This window comes from Flammeovirga pacifica (assembly GCF_000807855.2).
Lineage (GTDB): Bacteria > Bacteroidota > Bacteroidia > Cytophagales > Flammeovirgaceae > Flammeovirga > Flammeovirga pacifica.
In genome coordinates, this window is sequence record NZ_JRYR02000001.1 from 559,206 (window position 1) to 580,274 (window position 21,069).

The 21,069-nt window shown below is 33.4% G+C and carries 19 protein-coding genes and 6 tRNA genes; 12 read left to right on the forward strand and 13 right to left on the reverse strand.

Annotation, left to right across the window (positions count from 1 at the left end; all coding sequences use genetic code 11):
- Positions 1 to 49 precede the first annotated feature (49 nt).
- Both NH26_RS02210 and NH26_RS02215 read left to right on the forward strand, forming a co-directional pair.
- Complete coding sequence (locus NH26_RS02210) at positions 50 to 1,909, forward strand: DUF349 domain-containing protein (RefSeq protein ID WP_044223760.1); 1,860 nt, start codon at positions 50 to 52, stop codon at positions 1,907 to 1,909.
- Positions 1,910 to 2,026: 117 nt separating this feature from the next.
- Complete coding sequence (locus NH26_RS02215) at positions 2,027 to 2,836, forward strand: murein L,D-transpeptidase catalytic domain-containing protein (protein ID WP_052432014.1); 810 nt, start codon at positions 2,027 to 2,029, stop codon at positions 2,834 to 2,836.
- Positions 2,837 to 2,998: 162 nt separating this feature from the next.
- On the opposite strand, the gene NH26_RS02220 is transcribed toward NH26_RS02215, so the two are convergent.
- Entirely contained in the window at positions 2,999 to 4,972 is a 1,974-nt protein-coding gene (locus tag NH26_RS02220; RefSeq protein WP_052432015.1) for a TonB-dependent receptor plug domain-containing protein, read from the reverse strand.
- A 418-nt stretch (positions 4,973 to 5,390) separates the two neighbouring features.
- Positions 5,391 to 5,789: a hypothetical protein gene (locus NH26_RS02230; protein ID WP_044223763.1), complete on the reverse strand. Its 399-nt coding sequence runs from the start codon at positions 5,787 to 5,789 to the stop codon at positions 5,391 to 5,393.
- Positions 5,790 to 5,912: 123 nt separating this feature from the next.
- Here NH26_RS02230 and NH26_RS02235 point away from each other — a divergent pair, with 123 nt between their 5' ends.
- Complete coding sequence (locus tag NH26_RS02235) at positions 5,913 to 6,602, forward strand: SDR family oxidoreductase (protein WP_044223765.1); 690 nt, start codon at positions 5,913 to 5,915, stop codon at positions 6,600 to 6,602.
- A 145-nt stretch (positions 6,603 to 6,747) separates the two neighbouring features.
- On the opposite strand, the gene NH26_RS02240 is transcribed toward NH26_RS02235, so the two are convergent.
- The 5 genes from NH26_RS02240 to NH26_RS02260 all read right to left on the reverse strand — a co-directional run bounded on the left by NH26_RS02240 (position 6,748) and on the right by NH26_RS02260 (position 11,384).
- Positions 6,748 to 7,470, reverse strand: coding sequence for a hypothetical protein (locus NH26_RS02240; RefSeq protein ID WP_071397058.1), 723 nt, complete (start codon positions 7,468 to 7,470; stop codon positions 6,748 to 6,750).
- A gap of 231 nt (positions 7,471 to 7,701) precedes the next feature.
- Positions 7,702 to 8,037, reverse strand: coding sequence for a preprotein translocase subunit SecG (secG, locus tag NH26_RS02245; protein WP_052432016.1), 336 nt, complete (start codon positions 8,035 to 8,037; stop codon positions 7,702 to 7,704).
- Positions 8,038 to 8,067: 30 nt separating this feature from the next.
- Positions 8,068 to 9,537, reverse strand: a complete 1,470-nt coding sequence (locus tag NH26_RS02250; protein WP_139262814.1) for a hypothetical protein — start codon at positions 9,535 to 9,537, stop codon at positions 8,068 to 8,070.
- A gap of 4 nt (positions 9,538 to 9,541) precedes the next feature.
- A complete protein-coding gene (gene lptE / locus NH26_RS02255; protein ID WP_044223774.1) occupies positions 9,542 to 10,078 on the reverse strand; it encodes an LPS assembly lipoprotein LptE in 537 nt (178 codons plus the stop codon).
- Positions 10,062 to 11,384, reverse strand: a complete 1,323-nt coding sequence (locus NH26_RS02260) for a sigma-54 interaction domain-containing protein (protein WP_044223776.1) — start codon at positions 11,382 to 11,384, stop codon at positions 10,062 to 10,064. Before NH26_RS02260 ends, lptE begins: the two co-directional genes overlap by 17 nt.
- Before the next feature lie 273 nt (positions 11,385 to 11,657).
- Here NH26_RS02260 and NH26_RS02265 point away from each other — a divergent pair, with 273 nt between their 5' ends.
- Positions 11,658 to 11,894 carry a hypothetical protein gene (locus tag NH26_RS02265; RefSeq protein WP_044223778.1) on the forward strand — a complete coding sequence of 79 codons (237 nt, stop codon included), beginning with the start codon at positions 11,658 to 11,660 and terminating at the stop codon, positions 11,892 to 11,894.
- Positions 11,895 to 11,965: 71 nt separating this feature from the next.
- On the opposite strand, the gene eno is transcribed toward NH26_RS02265, so the two are convergent.
- Positions 11,966 to 13,237, reverse strand: coding sequence for a phosphopyruvate hydratase (eno, locus tag NH26_RS02270; RefSeq protein ID WP_044223779.1), 1,272 nt, complete (start codon positions 13,235 to 13,237; stop codon positions 11,966 to 11,968).
- A gap of 113 nt (positions 13,238 to 13,350) precedes the next feature.
- Here eno and NH26_RS02275 point away from each other — a divergent pair, with 113 nt between their 5' ends.
- Positions 13,351 to 13,776 carry a hypothetical protein gene (locus NH26_RS02275; RefSeq protein ID WP_044223781.1) on the forward strand — a complete coding sequence of 142 codons (426 nt, stop codon included), beginning with the start codon at positions 13,351 to 13,353 and terminating at the stop codon, positions 13,774 to 13,776.
- On the opposite strand, the gene NH26_RS02280 is transcribed toward NH26_RS02275, so the two are convergent.
- The 5 genes from NH26_RS02280 to NH26_RS02300 all read right to left on the reverse strand — a co-directional run bounded on the left by NH26_RS02280 (position 13,773) and on the right by NH26_RS02300 (position 18,673).
- Positions 13,773 to 14,855 carry a DnaJ domain-containing protein gene (locus tag NH26_RS02280; protein WP_044223783.1) on the reverse strand — a complete coding sequence of 361 codons (1,083 nt, stop codon included), beginning with the start codon at positions 14,853 to 14,855 and terminating at the stop codon, positions 13,773 to 13,775. The genes NH26_RS02275 and NH26_RS02280 overlap by 4 nt on opposite strands.
- 244 nt (positions 14,856 to 15,099) lie before the next feature.
- Positions 15,100 to 15,816: a dipeptidase PepE gene (gene pepE, locus NH26_RS02285; RefSeq protein ID WP_044223785.1), complete on the reverse strand. Its 717-nt coding sequence runs from the start codon at positions 15,814 to 15,816 to the stop codon at positions 15,100 to 15,102.
- A 66-nt stretch (positions 15,817 to 15,882) separates the two neighbouring features.
- Positions 15,883 to 16,374: a hypothetical protein gene (locus NH26_RS02290; protein ID WP_044223787.1), complete on the reverse strand. Its 492-nt coding sequence runs from the start codon at positions 16,372 to 16,374 to the stop codon at positions 15,883 to 15,885.
- 119 nt (positions 16,375 to 16,493) lie between these two features.
- Positions 16,494 to 17,294: a (Fe-S)-binding protein gene (locus NH26_RS02295; RefSeq protein WP_174549701.1), complete on the reverse strand. Its 801-nt coding sequence runs from the start codon at positions 17,292 to 17,294 to the stop codon at positions 16,494 to 16,496.
- An 11-nt stretch (positions 17,295 to 17,305) separates the two neighbouring features.
- Positions 17,306 to 18,673, reverse strand: a complete 1,368-nt coding sequence (locus NH26_RS02300; RefSeq protein ID WP_139262817.1) for a (Fe-S)-binding protein — start codon at positions 18,671 to 18,673, stop codon at positions 17,306 to 17,308.
- Between the two features lie 369 nt (positions 18,674 to 19,042).
- Between NH26_RS02300 and NH26_RS02305 the strand changes: the two genes are divergently transcribed.
- From NH26_RS02305 to NH26_RS02335, 7 genes are all read left to right on the forward strand, one after another.
- Positions 19,043 to 20,368, forward strand: a complete 1,326-nt coding sequence (locus NH26_RS02305; RefSeq protein WP_044223789.1) for a type IX secretion system plug protein — start codon at positions 19,043 to 19,045, stop codon at positions 20,366 to 20,368.
- Positions 20,369 to 20,484: 116 nt separating this feature from the next.
- Positions 20,485 to 20,562, forward strand: a tRNA-Pro gene (locus NH26_RS02310).
- A 21-nt stretch (positions 20,563 to 20,583) separates the two neighbouring features.
- Positions 20,584 to 20,657: transfer RNA gene (locus NH26_RS02315), tRNA-Arg, on the forward strand.
- Positions 20,658 to 20,694: 37 nt separating this feature from the next.
- Positions 20,695 to 20,769: transfer RNA gene (locus NH26_RS02320), tRNA-Pro, on the forward strand.
- A gap of 22 nt (positions 20,770 to 20,791) precedes the next feature.
- Positions 20,792 to 20,865: transfer RNA gene (locus NH26_RS02325), tRNA-Arg, on the forward strand.
- A 34-nt stretch (positions 20,866 to 20,899) separates the two neighbouring features.
- Positions 20,900 to 20,974, forward strand: a tRNA-Pro gene (locus tag NH26_RS02330).
- A 19-nt stretch (positions 20,975 to 20,993) separates the two neighbouring features.
- A tRNA-Arg gene (locus NH26_RS02335) sits at positions 20,994 to 21,067 on the forward strand.
- The last annotated feature ends 2 nt before the right edge of the window (positions 21,068 to 21,069 follow it).

Genomic DNA, 21,069 nt, shown 5'->3' on the forward strand with positions numbered 1-21,069 from the left:
GAAATGGGTAGTAGTAACATTTTTGACGCACTTTAAATCGTTTTTTAAGATGGGAACACCACAAGACGAAACTCAAAGTACTGAGTTAAACGAGCAAAACTTGACAGAAGAAACAACTTCACAATTTGATGATGTAGCAGACATGGATGATGTTGCAGATTTCGGAGATGATGAAGCCACAACTGTGGAAGAAGAATTACAAGAGGATAAAGATTTCTCTGGTTTCAGTAAAGAAGAATTACTTGCTGAAGTTCAGAAAATCGTGAATTCATCTGATGTAGTTAAAGCTGAAAAAGTATCTAAGAAAATTAGAGAAGCTTTTGATCCAATTGTAAAAGGAGAAGAAAAAGCTGCAAAAGCAGAGTATTTAGAAGCAAACGGTAATACTGAAGGTTTCGAATACCATAATGCGGATGTAAAATCATTCAATGATGCATTTTATGCTATCAAGAATGCAAGACGCCAGCATTTTGAGCAGATGCAGACAATGAGAGAGGATAACCTGAAGAAGAAAAGAGCTATCATCAATCAAGTAAAAGAATTGATTGAAAACACTGATGATAAAGGTGTGATGCAAAAAGTAAAAGATCTTCAGAAGGAGTGGAAAGCAACAGGTGCAGTACCTCAGCAATTTGCTGATGAAATATACAAAACTTACGGGGCATTATTGGATCGTTTCTATGACCAAATGTCTATTGAGTTTGAATTAAAGGAGTTGGATAGACAACATAATCTAAAAGCAAAGAAAGCCCTTATCGAAAGAGCTGAGAAACTTTTAGAGGTAGAGAATATTTCTGAAGCAGTTGTTTTATTAAACAACTTGCACGAAGAATTTAGATCTATCGGACCAGTTCCTAAAGAAGAAAGAGACACTATTTGGAATGCATTCAAAGAAATCTCTGACAAGATCTATGAAAAGAAAAGACAATACGCAGAAGAGTTTAAGGTTGTTTTAGATCAAAACATGAAACTTAAGCAAGCACTTTGTCTTAAAGTAGAGCCATTCTCAACTTTTGATACTGACCGTATTAAAATATGGAATGAAGAGACAAAACGTCTTTTAGAAGTACAAAAAGAATGGGAAGCAATTGGTCCTGTACCAAGAGAAGTAGCTTCTGGAATTAACAAACAATTCTGGGCTAACTTTAAACAATTCTTTGCGAACAAAAATAAATTCTTTGAAGTATTAGAAGCACAAAGAGCTGAAAATCTTGATAAGAAAAAGGTTTTAGTAGCTAAAGCTGAAGAATTAAAAGAAAGTTCTGATTGGAATGCTACAGCTGATGCTTTAATCGCTCTTCAAAGAGAATGGAAAGCAATTGGACCTGTTCCTGAGAAATTTAGAGATTCTGTATACCTTGAGTTCAAAACTGCTTGTGACGCTTTCTTTGAAAGAAAGAGAGACAAGAGAAAAGAAGAAAACAAAGAGTATACTGAAAACTTAAATAAGAAAGAAGAGATCATTCTTGAATTGAACAAATTGACTGAAGATGAGTCTAAATTTGATCAAACACTTCTTGATGAAAAAACAGCAGCATTCTTTGCTATTGGTTTTGTTCCAAGAAAAGAGAAAGATGCTATTGTTGATAAATTCGTTGCTGCAGTTGAAGCTTATGTTGCTACTGCTGAAGAATTAGACGAGAAAGGTAAACTACAGGCATTAGCGGGTATTTTTAATAAAATCCCTGCAGGTGGTAGAAAGTTCAGAAACCAAGAGCAAAATATCAGAAACAAGATTAAAACTCACGAAGATGATATTGCTTTATGGCAGAATAACTTGGCGTTCTTTGCTAATTCGAAAACTGCTGATAAATTATTAGCAGAATACAATGGTAAGATTGAAGCTTCAAAAATCGAATTGAAAAAATTAAAAGATCAATTGAGAGTGATACAATCAATCGAAGATTAATCTTTTTAGATATTAATATAGAAGCCTTACAATTAATTTTGTAGGGCTTTTTTATGCGTGACTACTGCACTGTTCTTACCTAATTTTACCCTATTAATATTAAACCTAATATTTTATATGAGCAAAGATAATTTAATTAAAAAATTTTTGTTAGTCTTAGTTTGTACCCTTTTTGGCTGTTCTGCTAATACTCAAACAAAAGAAAAACTACAGCAAACTGATTTCGATATTGAATCTGTCAATAATAATGTTACTAGTAATGAAGAGGAGACAATCTCTGATGATATAGAAATTGAATGGGACACGGCTTGGAATGTTATGACTAAAGAAGAGCAAGAAGATTTATCCCTTTATGGTTACGATACTTCAGATACTTTTATCGAGTTTGATCAGAAAACCATTGACACAAGAATACTTCAACATATTACTAAAGGAAAAGAATATACTTCAGGAAAGAAATATTCAGACCGTTTTATGATTATGGTCGATATGGGAATTCATTCAGGAAAAAATAGAATGTTTGTCTATGATTTAAATCAAAAGAAAGTAATCAAAAAAATGTTGGTGTCACATGGGTGTGGCGACCATACTTGGGGAGTAGATTATACTAGAAACAATCCTAAGTTTAGTAATGTACCCAACTCTCATTTATCATCGTTAGGTAAATATAAAATAGGAAAAAGAGGGTATAGTAATTGGGGAATTAATGTCAATTATAAGTTACATGGCTTAGATGCTACGAATAATAACGCTTTCCGTAGGGTAGTGGTTTTGCATTCATGGAATGATGTAACAGATGAAGAGGTGTACCCTGATGGTGCTGTAGAAGGATATGGATGCCCTGCAGTATCTAATAATAATATGAAATATCTCGATAGTCTATTGAAAAAAGAAGATAAAGCGGTACTGATGTGGATCTATCAGTAATTTAGCATTTTTTAATTGTTTGAACTGAAACATTTATAGTAGAAAGTAGGTATAAGTAATTAGAAGTTAGATGAATACGCTTAGTAGATAATAAAAAATTGAGAGAGAGTTAGATAGTGAACACCTCCCTGTTGTTACAGAGAGGTGTTTTTTTATTAATTCCTATAAGTCTAAGTTCATTTTGATTCCGGCTCTAAACCATCTTCCTGGTTGAGGTATATTTCCGAAATCGTAATATTCTACATTGAAAATGTTTGACGCTTCAGTATAGAAATACATCATTTTGTATTGATAGCTTAAACGTAGATCCACTGTAGCAAATGGTTTGTAATCTGTTTCTTGTGGATTGAATTCTGCATCATATGCTGTATAACTACCGTTTCTATCTTGGTAAATAAACTTCCAATCTGCAATCAGTTGGTCTAAGAATACTTTATGTTTCACTCCTAAAGTGACTTTATGATTTAAATGATCTAAAGCATAGTTAGATACCAAAGAATCAGCAGCAGCTTTATCCACATTTAAACCTAAATAATTAACACTAACTGTTTTGATGAATGAACTTTTACCCGTTAACTTTTCAATATTAAATTGAGAATTAAAAGTTAGACCTCTAGTATCTAGTTCTGTTAGGTTTTGAGCTTGCCATTTATCTTCTGAAGGATATTTTACCCAATCAATAATGTTTTTACCATATCTTACAAATAAAGAAGCACTTGCGTGATACCATTTATTATCCAGCTTAGCACCGATTTCATAAGTGGTTGCTCTTTCTTCTTTTAAATCAGGGTTACCATTGTTTGTGGGTCCTTGATAATACAAATCCGTGTAAGTAGGAATACGCATAGCTGTATTAGCCGTACCAAATAACCTTAGGTTATCTGTAAGTGCATAGGAAAGGTCAATACCTGGGAAAATATCAAATCCATCATCACCAGATTCAGCTAGTTGAGTATTGTAATTAAACATCAATCCTGCTGAAGCTGTAAATTTAGAAAGAACAACATTGTGCTCTAAGAAAATAGAATAGTTATATCTTTCTTTCCCTTTAGTATAAGCTGTATTATCTACTCCATCAATTGATATTGGATCATCAAGATCTTCTCCTAAAACATTACTAAGAATTCCCTCATAACGTGCATCAAAACCAATAGATGTTTTACCTAATTTTGATGGGATTATCGTGTTTATATTAAAGCCCATTGCATCCATTTGATGGTAGTTATGGTTAGTATACCAACTAGCAGGATTATCTCTATACAATTCAAAACGATCGTAGGTTCTATTCCAATAGATTGTAGGGCTTACCTTAATTTTTCCTTTATTTGTAAACCTTAAAGAACCATGGTAAAGTTTATTTCTTTCGTATTGATTAGGGTATAAAGGAGTATAAAAAGAATTAGCTCCAAACCCCTTGTCAGAAATACCTGCTGTTAAATCAAAAGTACCAGCATTCACATCATAGCTACCATGGTAGTAGAAAGTGACATCCTCAAAGTCTGTATTGTTTACATATCCATCACTTTTTTTATAAGATCCAGTGATTAAATGTCTTGTCTTACCAGAAGTTAAATTTACACGACCTGTATATTTTTGTAAGCCATATTCACCAGCCATAACATGACCATAAATATTATTTTTATCCAAAGGTTTTGTTTGAACATTGATTGCCCCTGTAAAAGCATTAGCACCAAATACTCTAGAAGCAGGCCCTTCCAATACTTCAACAGCATAAGCTGCCTCCATGTCTACAGGTAAAAATAAGTTTAAGTGGCCTGTCTGAGGGTTGTTCATATTGACACCATTTAATAAGATTAATGATTGATCAAAAGAACCACCTCTAATATTAACGTCTCCTTGTACGCCAAGAGGTCCTCTAGAACGCATATCAACACCTGCAACATAACTTAAAACTTGGTCGAAACTCTGCGCAGGCATTGCTTGAAGTTGCTCACTATCAACATAAGTGACAATTCTTGCTTGTTCTGAAAATGTTTGTGGTACTCTACCCGAATTAATAGTTACTTCGTCTAAGTAGAATTCCGATAGTTTAGTTGAATCTGTTTCTTGAGCATGAGAAAAGAAACTTATCAATCCGAAAGTGAACACACAGTAATACTGTAAAATTGATTTCATAAGAATAAATAATCTGAAAAAATGAAATAATAAAGAGAAGGCAATCTTGCAAGAGGAGTTGCAGGCCTTAATGCACTTTAAAATGATTAAAGTGAGAATGAAAATAGAAAATTAGTCAATGAAAGGGTCATCATCCTGTTTTTGTAAACCGATTAGTAAAGGTTTAGGATGATGTGAAATCACACATGGAGAAAGAGCGATCGTTTTTTTTACCACACATATTTTAACCACCTTTTTCAAGGTGTTAAATACAGAGTATTTTTTTCGCGACCATCTTTTAAAAAAAACCATAAAGTGATTATTTCAACTTTTTTAAGACATAAAAACGTAATCTTAAAAAAGCGTTCTTGATAGCGCAAATTTAGGAATCAAAAGGATAGTAACAATAAGAATTAGTATATATCGACTGTTAATAAATTTAATTACTCATGTCGTATATTTTTTGTTTCAATACATTAAAGATATCACCCATTTCTAGACGATCAGCATCTTTTGTATTCAAATTAATTGATTGTTGATTTTGATTTACAACTTCTACAAATTTAATTTTCTTAAACGTATCAGTTGATTTAAGATTTAGGCTTTGTGTAGCCTCAAGCATTAAATCAAATAATTGATTTTCTGAATAAGTGCTTGCTTCTACAGTTTGATTCTCTTGATTAAAAAGGTTTTTGATTTTACTTTTTAATGATTTTGAAACAAAATTCTCTACTTTTCCATTAGTTTGGAAAACACTAGAAGTTAATAGGATGTTATTTTGTCCTATTGCCAATTGAGAAAATAAGGTAAATAATATGATTGATAATAGATGTTTCATAGATTTAGTTTGTTTGATTATTAGCTTTCTATATCGAAGGCAAAAATAATGAATAGATATGAGATTTTAAGTTGATGTCAAACAAATTTATGCCTTGTTAGAATTTATTAAAACAAATATATAATGATCGTAGTTACAGGAGGTTCTAAAGGAATCGGAAGAGCCATTGTTGAGAAATTTTCTAAAGACGGATTTGAAGTTGCTGTTTGTGGTAGAAACCTTGAATCTTTAAAAACTTTGAAGGAGGAATTAAAGGGAGCAGCAGAAATTCATATTTTCCAAGCTGATGTTTCTAAAAAAGAGGATTGCACTAAGTTTATTGAAGGTGTTAATGCTCTAAATAAACCAATAGATATCTTAGTAAATAATGCTGGTGTTTTTGTACCTGGCTCTATTCATGATGAGGAAGAAGGAGCGTTTGAAATGATGATGCAGACGAATATGTATTCAACATATTATATCACTCGTGGCTTCATTAATAAAATGATGGCCCAAAAGAAGGGGCACGTTTTTAATATTGCTTCTGTAGCTTCTTTTATGGCTTATACTAATGGAGGATCTTATGCTATATCAAAGCATGCTATGTTAGGGTTTTCAAAATGCTTGAGAGAAGAAATGAAACCTCATCAAGTGAAAGTAACATCTGTTATGCCAGGGGCTACATTTACGGCAAGTTGGGAAGGTGTCGACTTACCAGAAGACCGTTTTATGAAAGCTAATGATATTGCTGAATTAGTTTATTCTGCTTATAATTTATCTCACAGTGCTTGTGTAGAAGATATTATCGTGAGACCTCAGTTAGGAGATATATAAATGATTAATGATGATATTTATATCATTGATTTGATCTTTAATAGGGGATACCTCTTATTTATTATCTAAAATTGGGTTGAAGTACTAAACAAAAAAACCTCTTGAAAGCTAAGCATTCAGGAGGTTTTTTTATTGATATTTGTGGTTATTTATCAGTACATAACTGGTCATATACATAGACATGCTCTGCAAAGTCTTTCCATTGGAATTTATCACCTGCGTAATATTTTCCGAAAATGTCTGGGCACTTAGTGAAAATAACTTTTTGACCTTCTTTTTTGTATTTTTTCTTTTCGATTTCAATTGCTCGATTAGAACCTGTATCTGTCACTAAATAGGATTTATCAATACCTCCAGTAACTTTTACACCTGCAATTCCAATACCACCAGTTTGTTTGGCATTGGGGTCTTTGTACACCTTAACAACATGATCAAATCCTGGGTTAAGTAATTGCATTAATGCAAATTTGTTTTTCTTACCAGGTAATAAGGCTTGTTCGTAATAAACATATTCTTGATCTACTACATCTTCAAAGTTTCTACCAGCGAGTTCTTTTATAGAACCAGCAGTCATAGACTGTTCGAACTTAAATAAGTCCTTTGGTTTTACAGCAAATTCTTTGATGTCTGCAGCCTTAAATTTAAACTTTTCACCTTCCGCAGTTTTAATTGTTACAGATTTTAGAACATTATTGGTGAGAGATGCGGTGCTTACTTTACCTGTGATTTTAGTACCATCATTTTTGACTACATAGGCTTCTTTTGATTGTACCATACCGTTAACAGATAAAGCAGGTACGAACGATTGAGCGAAACTAATCGTTGTAAAAAACAACGAAAGTAGGGCTATTAGACTACTTTTTTTCATTAGATATATTTTTTAAAAATATTAATAGGTAACTTTAATAACGTCAATAAATCTAATTAGGATAAGGATTTGATGTTTAAAATGTTTTTAATTCTTAATATAGTTCTTGAGATTCTGAAAAAAATAAAACTACAGAAGTGAACAATTTGATATTTTTCTTGATGTGAAAATAGTTGAAATAAAAAAAGCCACTCTTTAATAGAGAGGCTTTCATTTCATTTCTTCTTTATATTACTCAGCAGGTGCTTCTGTTGGAGCCTCCGCAGGAGTTTCAGGAAGTGTAGGTACTGTCATTTCAGTAGCACTTTCTACACTGTTAGAAGTTTTAATGTTTGCATTATTGTCATGAGGAATAAACATGTTTACACCAATCGACAATACTGCAAGAGAGATAGCCAATGCCCATGTAGCGTTTTCTATCCAACTTGATGCTCTTTTTGCACCCATCATTGAGCTACTTGCAGCTCCCATATCTCCTGTAAATCCTCCACCTTTAGAGTCTTGTGCTAAAACTAATAAAATTAGTAAAACACAAACAATGCCGATAAGGATTATAAAAAATGTCATCATTGTATTGTGAAATTAATGCTTTATATATTAATTCTGTTTTAAGAATTCAATTCGTTCTGCAAAGAAACTAGCTTTATTTGGATTTTTCAAGATAAGATGTTGATAAATTGAGATTGCATCCTCTTTTTTTCCTTGTCTTTCCAATAATTTAGCATAACTCTCTGTTTGTGGCGTTGAAAAACCCTCTAAATTCACTTCTGTTAGATCAATTTGATCTGAATTTGAATTTTTGTCATCAACATTTTTTTGTGTTAATGTTGGTGAAGTGCCAATAAAGTGATTGATGATGTCTTTTTGATGTTCCTTTTCGTTGACTTCTATTGGATTGAATTGAGTGAATTCAACGATGTTTTCATCATTCATTTCATCTACATTCTGTAAATAGTCCTCGTCTTTAATCGTTTCATCAAATGCATTGATATCATAACTTGGAAAAGTATATTCTTCAATACCATCATCAAAATATTTTGACTCTTCTGAATCATTCTTCTCAGTAGTTAAAGTTTTAGTGTCTTCATCTTCTTTTAATTCATCACTTAAACCATTAACTATTTCATCTTCTGACTGATTTTTTGTTTGAAGATAGCCTTGGAACCTATTCATCATCTCTTCTTCACTAAGAATATTGTCTTCTTGGTTTTCAGGAGAAGAAATAGGAGTTTCATCTTGTTCAGAAAGGTCAAACTCTTCAATGAGGTCAAAACCGCTATCCTCTTCATTACTTGATGTAGGTACCTCATTGGTATCGTCTTCTATGCTACTTTCAATAGGAGCTGAAGACTCCACAGGTTCTTCATCAATAGGTTTCCCCGCTTGCATTGCTGCAAGTTCAGCAAGTATCTGATCAGCCACACTGGTTTCTACAATATTTTCGTCTGTAGTAGAATGATCTACGTTTTCAAGATCATTTAGTATTTGACTTGCTACGTCTTCATTTTGTTCATCAATATTCGATTCATTTGAATCTAAAGTATCAACGATATTTACTTCCTCAGTGTTTTCTGTTTTTTCTTCTTCAACAATTGGATCAATTGTTATATCCTCTTGTTCAAAAGTGGACTGCACTTCTTCTTCTTCAGGTTTTATTTCATCTGAAACAGGTTGATGATTGTCATCCATTAAGATATCCAATGTATGATGATCATCTGATTGAAATTCTATTCCACTTGTATCAGGCAGATTGATATCAGAATCAAAAGAGGTATCTAGAAAAGATTGTAATGAGGGTCTATGCGCAACATATGCTGCTGCCTTTTTTACATACTTTGCTTTACCTTCTTCTGCCTTAGCTAAAAGAACATATAAAGCAGAGAAGTAAGGATATTTTTCGATAGCTGTCTTGATATCTTCTATATCCCTATATGAAACCGATTGAGGATTCTTGAGTAATGATTCTATTTGAGGTAGTTCCACTGTCAAAGAAAAAATATATGTAGTGATGGGGGATAAGTAAAAAAATGGATATGGAAGATTACTCATCCATATCCAAATATACATTTTTTTACCAATCTGCGAGTGCTTTTTGGAAAGTATCGTAAATAATCTGCTCAAATATCACATCAATTGCTTCCGTTTCTACAGATTGTACGGTTTGGTTACCACTAAAATCATAGAAGAATGAGAAGCCTTGTTCAAAACTTTTTTCATCATCATAGTTATTGATGAAGTTAGTTTTTACTGTAATAGTGAGTCGTTGTTGTTGCGTTTGTTGTGTTTCACCACCACCAGGAGAAACAGGTGTTACTCTATACCCTGTAATGGCTCCACTAAATTCTATGTCTCCTTTTTGACCTTGTTCTGCAGGTAATAAAGAAGTATTTCGAAGGACATATTGAGTAAAATCGTCTGTAAATTGGAAAGCCATTGTTGCAGGGCCATCACCAGCTTCATTTACATAGGGTTCAATAGAAAAAGTTTTAATTCTAGGGTCAATATTTACCCCAGAAAAAGTAAATCTAACTCCTGTACAAGCAGAAATAACAACTAACGGAAGTAAGATTAATAATTTATAATGTTTGAATTTATTCGTCAAGTTCATATTGTTTGATTTTTCTATATAAGGTACGCTCAGAAATACCAAGATCTTGAGCTGCATACTTTCTTTTATTATTATTTTTCTGAAGTGCTTTTATAATTAACTCCTTTTCTTTCTTTTCGATAGATAATGATTCCTCTTCCTCATCTACCTCTACCATATTATCAATATCATAAGTGTTATTTTGATATTCATCATCACTAGTAATAATGATTGGTTGATTGTCCTGAGTAGGACGAGGAGGGGTGTAACTTGTTGGAGTAGGATTTTGTCTAACAGTTAATGATGTTTCTGCCGCAGGTGTTGTAGGTGTAGCAGCTTTTTTGTCATCCATAACACCATTAAACAATTGGGGGTGGTCTTGAAGTACCGTATTGATATTTGTATTTCCTTTCGCTAATTGAAGAACTATCTTCTTTAGATCGGTCATATCTTGTCTCATATCAAAGAGTACTTTGTAAAGTAGATCTCTCTCGTTTAACCCCGCATCTTCCTTTTCTAAAACAGCCAATTGATTGTTTCTTGAGGGAAGATATTTTAGCATGGTGTTTTTCTCAACAACTCGTTCTAATTCTAGTGCAGACATTTGCTCCGCTAAATTTTTAAGTTGTCTAATGTTACCCGGGAAAGGAAAGTTTATAAGAATCTGTTTAGACTCAGAAGTTAAGCTCAGTGGCTGTACATGGTATTGTTCTGCAAAATCAGTAGCAAATTTCCTGAAAAGCAATTCAATATCATTACCTCTTTCTCTTAAAGGAGGTACTTGGATCGGCACGGTATTCAAACGATAATATAGATCTTCTCTGAATTTGCCCTTTTGTACATTTTTAAGAAGATTGACATTAGTAGCAGCAACGACTCTTACATCTGTTTTCATCACTTTCGATGAACCCACTCTAATAAATTCTTTATTTTCTAGCACTCTTAGTAAACGAGCTTGTGTTTCCACAGGCATTTCACCAATTTCATCTAGAAAGATAGTACCGCCATCAGTTACCTCAAAATACCCTTTCCTAGCTTCGTTAGCTCCTGTAAAAGATCCTTTTTCATGGCCAAATAATTCAGAATCTATTGTGCCTTCAGGAATAGCTCCACAGTTAATAGCGATAAACTTACCATGCTTTCTAGCACTTAATTGATGTATGATTTTAGAGAATGATTCTTTACCAGATCCACTTTCACCTGTAATCATTACTGTTAGATCTGTAGCCGCCACTTGAGTAGCTACCTGAATAGCATGATTTAAGCTTGGTGCATTACCAATAATTCCAAATCGTTGTTTAATTGATAATATTTCTCTGTTCTCCATAATTTATATCTCAAGTAATCCTATTTGGTCTATTAAAGATGACTAAATGTCATGTCAAAATTACAAAAATATAATAGGAAAGAAAACAGAAAGGATTATTTATGATTAGAAAGGTTTATTAAAAAAACAAAACAAAAACGATGTTAAACTAATATAATTACGAATTAGAGTTGATTCTTATCTGAAACCTGTGTTATATCTTTACTGCACGAATCAAAATATTTCAATTTATTTTACTGGTTAGAGTACTATCTTATTAAAACTGTTTTTATCATGTCAATCGAATTAAGATCATCAAAGCTATTGGTAGCTTTATGCCTTAACAAAGGCAAATCTATGCAACAAATATCAAAATTATTAGGGTTGCCTCTATGTTCATATGATTTGAACAAAATAGCTCAGAAATTGAAAGCAGATGGAATGCTTACAAACCTTGAGGTGAGTCCTAAAGGAATTTTTGCTGAGCCTACCGAACAAGCTATGGAAAGAGTGAATGTTTACGCAGCTTAATTAATAGCTTATGACAACAAAGTTACTATAACAAAAAAATGCCAGTGATCAAATCACTGGCATTTTTTATTTTAACTCCATCTATATTCGGCTCGATCACCTAGTTCATGTTCGATCTCGAGTAGTCGATTATATTTTGCTATTCTCTCACCTCTACAAGCAGAACCGGTCTTTAAATGACCACCATCCATTGCTACAGCAAAGTCTGCAAGGAAGGTGTCTTCTGTTTCACCAGATCGATGTGACAGAAAATATCTCCATCCAGCATCTCTACACATTCTAACAGCTTCAATAGTTTCGGTGACAGTGCCAATCTGATTTAGTTTAATTAAGCAAGAATTAGCTAAATTTTTCTTGATACCATCTTTGATATATTTAGTGTTTGTGACAAAAATATCGTCACCAACAACTTCTATTTTATCGCCATATTTTTTTGTGAACTTTTTAAACCCCTTATAATCTTTTTCAGCAAGTGGGTCTTCCCATAAAATAATAGGGTATTTTTCTAACCATTCACCTGCTAGATCAATAATGTCGTCAGAGGTGACTTTACCTTTACCAGACCAAACCAAATTATAATTGTCCTTTAGATTTGTGCAGAATGAATTTGCTGCATTATCAACAGCAATCGAAAGGTCTTTACCGGGTTTGAAACCTGCTTTTTTTATTGCTTCAATAATTAGCTCAATTGCAGCTTCATTACTTTCACAATCGGGGGCAAAACCACCTTCATCTCCAACACTAGTAGCCAGTTTTCTTTTCTTTAAAATACTCTTTAAAGTATGAAAAGTTTCTGCAACATATCTTAGACCCTCAGTAAATGTAGGTGCTCCATGTGGTACAAGCATAAACTCTTGAAAATCGACACTGTTATCAGCATGCTCACCACCATTTAAGATATTCATACAGGGAACAGGTATTCTCACTGCATTTGTCCCACCAAGGTATTGATAGAGTGGTAGGTTAAGAGATTTCGCTGCTGCTTTTGCAATTGCCATAGAAACACCTAAAATAGCATTGGCTCCAAGTTTGGATTTGTTTTCCGTACCGTCCAATTCAATCATAGTGTAATCTATGTCTTTTTGCTTTGTTGCATCCATACCAATCAGAGCATCAGCAATAGTAGTATTTACATTGTTGACAGCTTTCAGGACTCCTTTACCTCCATAGCGTTTGTCGTTATCTCTAAGTTCTAAAGCTTCATTTTGACCGGTTGATGCGCCAGAAGGGACACTAGAAAATTCTTTCGTGCCATCAAATAGTTCTACGTATACTCTAAGCGTAGGATTACCTCTAGAATCAAGGATTTCTAAGGCATAAATTTCTTCAATAAGGGTTTCCATTATTAATTGAGTTATTAGTTATTGGGTTTGAGTCAATTAATATACTAATCTATACTCTTAAAACACAGAATTATGTTATTATTGTTAATTAATTAATATCACTTTTAAGTACAATGAAACTAAAACTAAAACTCTTTTTATTGTTTCTATTGATTCATTCAGGTATTTCTGCTCAACAACTTCTTGAAGGTAAATTACTTGGAAAATGGAAGATCAATGAAATACAAATGGATTATAAGTCCTTAGGATTAACTCAAGAAGAATTTTTTGAAGTGAAGAGACAAATATCAGGTCAGAGTTATCATTTTTTTGAGGATAATAAACTAATTATTGACTTACCACAATATGGAATTACTTGTCAAGGTTTTTGGCAAATTATCGATGATATTTTAGTCATTAATTATAATGAGGAAGGTGAGGATGTAGAAGAAATGTATATGTACGAGGCAATCACAGATGAAGATTTACTACTGTATCAACCTGCTGATGAAAACGGTAAGGGATTTTATAAAATGTATATTGAAAAGAAAAGTCTTTAATTTCCGCAGTGTCTTTGTACTTGATAACGTCCTTCTTTTGATCCTAATTTTGCAGCTGTTTCCCAAAATAAACAGGCTCTATTTACATCTCTCTGATCTAAAAAGTAGTTCCAACCCATATAATAGTTGGCCTCTTTTTTATAAGTAGGATCATGTAATATAACTGTAAACTGATCTTTGGCGGCATTAAACTGCTTCGCATTCTGATAAGCAATCCCTAAATTTAGAATAGTTTTATTCTCGTATCCTAAAGTGTTCTTTGATTTTTCTAATGATTGAATTGCTCTCTGATAATCCAATTTTAACTCGGAGTAAGTGAGTCCAAGCCAATAATAAACTGCAGTGTTATTAGGGTTGTATGAAATTGATTTTTCTAGGTAGCCGATGGCTTTATTACCCAATTTTCGTTTGTAATAAGCTATTCCTAGATAACAATAGGCATCTGAAGCTATTTTTTTATCTTGTTCATTGATCTTAAATAACTGTGGTTCTAATATATCTATCGCATTATTAGATTTATCGATATTAATATATAAACCAGCAGTGATGATATCGGCAAGAATTGGAGATTCATGTTGATGTAAAAATTCTATTTGTTCTTTTACAATTGCATCATGTCTCAATTCGAGGTTTAGTTTTGCATCTTCATACGTAGTTGCAGCCAGTTTACTCTGGCGTTGGACGAAAAAAGATATTAACCCAGCTATAACTACTGTAAAAGCACCAACCGTTAATGGAACAAATAATTTATTTGTCTTCTTTTCTCTTGAAATAAATTCTTTCTTCTCTTGTGCGTACTCTTCTCTTTTCTGAGTTTTATATTGTGTTTCTACGGTATCAGTGTAGGTTTCATTCGTAAAGGATGTTACTGAAATACCATGATCGTAATGAAACTTTTTACTTTCGTCACTTAAAGTCTCATAAGCTTCATTAATTATTTTAAACCTTTCACTCTTTTCAGGATCATTTCCATGAATATCAGGATGAAATTTTTTGGCAAGGGATAGATAAGCTTTTTTTATTTGACGTTTGTCTGATTGTTGATCTATACCTAATATATCGTAGTAATTATTTCGCATCTAAATTGTTATTCAATTAATTCTCTGGGTAATAAAATCATGAAAGCTACTTCACGTAAAAAGTAGAAATATTGATAATACATTCAGTTCACTAATTCCCTGTTGCTGAAAATTGTGTGGCAAAAATACAATATTTTACTTAAAGGCTAACTGAAATTGTCTTAATTCAGTTCAAATTTTTACAAAAAAAATGATACTAAGTGTTGCCTAGTATCATTTTTCAAGAATAATTTATACAAATGAGTTATTTCAATAAGAAATTGAAATCATCAGAAGGTTCTAATTCATAAGGAGTTTTATCTTTTTCAAAAACTCTAGCAGAAAGAGTTCCTTCTAAAGATATCTGATCTCCTTGTACATGTAACCAAGATCCTTCTCTTAGGCCTACGACAATTTGGTCGTTATATGCATGGAATTCTTTAATTCTTGTTTCTCTAGTTTCACCCATGTGTTTTGAAGAAGGATCTGGATCTAAATAATGTGGGTTTAAATTAAATGGAACCAATGCTAATGCTTCTAAAGAAGAGGGGTGAACAATAGGCATATCATTCGTTGTATTAACAGTTAAACCTGTAATATTAGAACCTGCACTTGTACCCATATATCTTAATCCCTCAGCTACTTTTTTACGAATACTAGGGATAATGTTTTGTTTTTGAAGTTGATCCAATAATACAAAAGTATTACCTCCACCAGTAAATATGCCTTCTGCAGCTTCTATTGCTTTTTTTGGATCTTCAAATTCATGTAAACCTTTCACTTTGATACCGAACTCAGCAAATTTGTCTTTAGCAACTTTAGTATATTCATCATGTGAAATTCCACCAGGTCTTGCGTAGGGGATGAAAATAATTTCTTCGATTGATTTAAAGAAGGATTGAATGGAAGATTCACAGTAAGCTAAATATCCTTTACCGTGTACAGTTGAGGTACTGACAATTAATAGGTTTCTTGTACTCATTTTTTATTTAATTGATAATGTTAATAGGTAGATCACCTTAGTTTTTTATACTAAGGTGATGCTAATTTATGCTTTGACAAAAAAGCGTTTCAACCACGATTGATCCGCATTTTTAATCCAATTTTTTCTATACTCGCCTAGATTGGGTACTGTATTGTCAAATATTTTTGTGTCAGGTTGAATTGTGTTTTCATTAATTAATGATTTTGCTTGATTCATTGGGAATGTTTTTACTTCATTACCATCATCATAAGCAACATTAGTTCTTTCAAACAATGACACAGAAAATTCTTCTTCAAATTTTCTGATTAAACCGACACATTTATCAATGGAACAGCCAGAAGCAGCAGAACTTTCTTCATCAACTGCTATCACAATAAATATATCTTTTACGATCTCAAAACTACTTTGTAAATCACTTCCGTGAGCATTCCAAGTATCTGTAAATTGTTTTAAAGCTTGAGATATAACACTACTTTCTTGTGAAGTAAATTTTCTATTAGATTGATAGATCCAAAGTCTTGAACTATCTGATAAATTCGATATTGATGTATACATAATTAAAATTTTATGCAATATAATTGGTAAAATTGGAAATACTGATTCCAAATGAAAAAGACGAAAACAATAATTTGCTTTCGTCTTTAATATTTAAACTAAATATGATGTAGGAATGTTTATAAGCCTTTTGCTTCAGCGACCATTTCAGCTAAATCAAGAACTTTAACATCTTTCTCTTTTTCTTTGTTTTTGATACCATCACTAATCATAGTCATACAGAACGGACAACCAACTGCTACTACTTTAGCGTCTGTTTCTAAAGCCTCTTCTGTACGCTCAATATTGATATCTTTATTACCTTCTTCAGGCTCTTTAAACATCTGAGAACCTCCAGCACCACAGCATAAACCGTTGGTTTTACAACGTTTCATTTCTACTAAATCAGCGTCTAATGCTTGAATCACGCTTCTTGGTGCTTCATACACATTATTTGATCGCCCTAAATAACAAGAGTCGTGGAATGTAATTTTCTTTCCTTTGTATAGTTCACCTCCTTCAAGTGTTAAACGACCTTCATTAATTAAAGATTGTAAGAATTGAGAGTGGTGCATTACCTCATACTCACCTCCAAGGGCAGGGTATTCATTCTTTATAGTGTTGAAGCAGTGGGGGCAAGCTGTAACGATTTTTTTAATTTCATAAGCATTAAGCACCTCAATATTTTGCATTGCTTGCATTTGGAATAGGAATTCGTTTCCAGCCCTTCTTGCCGGATCTCCAGTACAGCTTTCTTCCGGTCCTAATACTGCAAAGTTAACGTCTACTTCATTTAATATTTTTACAAAAGCCGTAATGACTCTTTTATATCTATCATCGTATGACCCAGCGCAACCTACCCAAAATAACACTTCAGGGTGTTTACCTTCAGCGACCATTTCGGCCATTGTTGGGACTTTTAAGAAATTATTTTCAGCCATGTGTGTTTAGATTATGCGTCTTGTTTTTGTTTTTCTGTTTTTTCAACTTGTCTAAGTTCTTCACCCCAATTGAATCTATCGCTTGCAGCAAAAGCCCATGGAGCCTGGTTGTTCTCAATGTTTTGGAATACCATATTCCATTCTTGAGGTGTTCCAGATTCTTCCATTGCTACATAACGTCTCATCTCAAGAATAATATTTAGAGGGTCAATGTTTATAGGACAAGCTTCTGCACAAGCGTTACAACTTGTACAAGCCATTAATTCTTCTTTCGAAATAAAGTCGCCATACAATAATTTCCCATCATCTTGGAATGTTCCATTATTAGCATCAATATTTTTACCCACTTCATCCGCTCTGTCTCTCACATCCATCATCACCTTACGAGGTGAAAGCTTTTTACCTGTGATGTTAGCAGGACATTGAGAGGTACAACGACCACATTCTGTACAAGAATAGGCGTTCATTATATTTCTCCATGAGAGGTCTTGTACATCTTTAGCTCCGAATGTAGGCATCTCATCAGATTCACTGCCTTCTACATTTTCTACAGGCATACCAAGCATGATTTTTACTTCATTAGTCACAGATTCCATATTATCCATTTTACCTTTAGGTGTAAGTCTTGCAAAGAAGGTATTAGGGAAGGCTAAGAATATGTGTAAGTGTTTAGAGTAAGTGACATATACTGCAAAAGCAAAAATGCCAAGAATGTGCACCCACCATGCTGTTCTCTCAATGCCTATAAGCGTAGTCTCTGAGAAGTTACTGAATAAAGGGACAAGGAATTGTGACACAATAAATGCACCTACTTGCGGATAATGATCGCTACCTAAACTTTGAAGAGCTGCATCAGAAGCATTCATAGAAAGTAACATACTCATAAGAATTACCTCAGCATATAGGATGTAATTAGCATCTCTGTAAGGCCAACCTTCCATTTCTTTCATGTGAAATCGTGGTATTCTTAGTGCATTTCGTCGTACTAAGAAGATTAAACAAGAAACAGTCACTAATAAAGCCATTACCTCAAAGAAACTGGCAAGGAAATAATAAACACCTTGAGGTATGATATTCGAAAATAATCGATGCTGTCCGGTAACACCATCAAGTACTATTTCTAAAACTTCAATATTTATTAAAAGGAAGCCAGCATATACGGCAAAGTGTAAAAGTCCAACGATAGGTCTATCAAACATTTTTTGTTGTCCAAAAGCCAATCTCATCATGTTGCCAAAACGCTTTCCTTTGTCTTCTTGTTCTTCTATTCCTTTACCTAAATTAATATTACGGTAAATGAACTTCGCTCTTTTGGATACTAAAAAACCTGTATATCCGATTGCGGCGACAAAAAGAAGTTGTTGCACAATCTGTATCATAGTGTTGTATTTTATGTGTTTATGTTATCTAAATAACTCTCCGATAATAAAAAATGTTATGCATGCAGAGTATTTTATGCTAATAAAGTAGTTTAATAGGAGATTTACAAATATTTACTATAAGTTACCCTTACTAAATTACACTTTGTGAGAATATAATAATAATAAGATTCTGAAATAAAGTGCTTTTTACACTTATTGAGAATAGTTCTAAATTGATTTCATACAAATTATCAACTTATTCTAATCGATACATTGATTTGTTGTAATATCTTTATTTTTTTTAATGTCCTGTTTTTTCGTTGTACTTTTAAGTTATTTCAGATGAATAGTTGAATTGAAAACTATCAAATCAAATTTATTTTATCAATGAGCATTCTAAAACATTACTTCTACATATCTCTCTATTTTCTCTTACCACTTCAAGTTTACTCTCAGGCTGATAAGTGGGAAAGAGTGACTTTATCAGATTATGAAAATAAAAAAATTAGGTATTCAGATTTTGTTTATGACCCTAATGTAAGAACAGTACAACTCTATACATTAGGTGGAAATACCATCAATAAACAATTAAATTTACCTATTACAAGCTTACAAAAGAGAGTTCCTATATTATTAGAATTCGATGTCTTTGGGGATGATGCCGATTACTACGAGGCAGAATTGGTGCATTGTAATAGAGATTGGACGCCCTCTGAATTACAGCCCATAGAATTTATGAAAGATTTTAATTCATTTAAGTTAAATGACTTTGATTTTTCGATGAATACAAGAGTACCATTTGTTCATTTTAAGTTTCAGTTACCTAGCGTTCAGATGTCTGGTAATTATATTATAAAGGTGTACAGAGAAGGGAAAAAACAAGATTTAATTATCACTAAACGGTTTATAGTATCTGAAGAATCGGCTTCTATTGGAGCATCTGTAGAAGATAGAATTGGAGGGCAGAGAAGGTATCAACAACAAATAAACGTTTTAGTAAATTATAGAAACTTAGTATCGGTTAATTACAAAAGAGATTTTAGTGTTTGTATTTTGCAAAATGGTAGATGGGATAATGCTTTAGAAAATTTAAAACCCAGATTTATTAGAGGGCATGAGAATGTCTTAGATTATTCTTACACTAATGGAGAAAACTCATTTATGGGATCTAATGAATTTAGAGTATTTGAGACAAGTAGTATCAATGGTGGTGGTCCATCTAATTCTTCTACAGATGTGCTAAAGAACTTTAATAGGGTACGTTTACACTCTGATCTTGTAAGAAATGGTAAAGCATTTAATCAGCAACAAAACGATTACAATGGAGGGTATGTGATACATTCTTTTGGTAAGCAAGAACCTTGGTTGGAATCGGATTATATGGAAGTAGTTTTTAATCTAAAAGCAGATGCACCTTTCCAAGGGACAGTATATGCATATGGTGCTTTTTCTGAATGGCAACTAAATGATGAATACAAATTACTATATGATGCATCTAAGAAAGCATATGTAGGAAGTGCTCTCTTAAAGCAAGGTAGATATGACTACATGTACACCGTTTTAGATAATTCACAAACTAAAAGAGATGACAGAATAATAGAGGGTAGTTTTAACTTAACAAAGAATATTTACAACATTATTGTGTATTACAGAGGGCCTGGAGATCGAGCTGATAGGGTAGTGGCAATAAAAAACATAAATACAAACCGATGATAATTAATGTGTTTACATTGGTTAGCATAAAAAAGTTAGTAACAAGTTTGCGAATTAAGCAAAATACACCCACCTTTGCACCGCATTAAACAAAAACGCTCCTGTTGAAGGGTACTCGGGATGTAGCACAGTCCGGTTAGTGTACCTGGTTTGGGACCAGGGGGTCGCAGGTTCGAATCCTGCCATCCCGACCAATAAAGAACCTTTATTAGGATGGTCCGATAGCTCAACTGGATAGAGCAACTGCCTTCTAAGCAGTAGGTTCCAGGTTCGAGTCCTGGTCGGATCACGTTTTGTTTAGTGCCTTCCTTATGGAAGGTTCTTATCGGGATGTAGCACAGTCCGGTTAGTGTACCTGGTTTGGGACCAGGGGGTCGCAGGTTCGAATCCTGCCATCCCGACAACTAAGAACCTTTAAAGGATGGTCCGATAGCTCAACTGGATAGAGCAACTGCCTTCTAAGCAGTAGGTTCCAGGTTCGAGTCCTGGTCGGATCACTGAAATATTAAAGCCTCCTTATGGAAGTTTCTTCGGGATGTAGCACAGTCCGGTTAGTGTACCTGGTTTGGGACCAGGGGGTCGCAGGTTCGAATCCTGCCATCCCGACACGAAGAATCTTAAGGATGGTCCGATAGCTCAACTGGATAGAGCAACTGCCTTCTAAGCAGTAGGTTCCAGGTTCGAGTCCTGGTCGGATCACA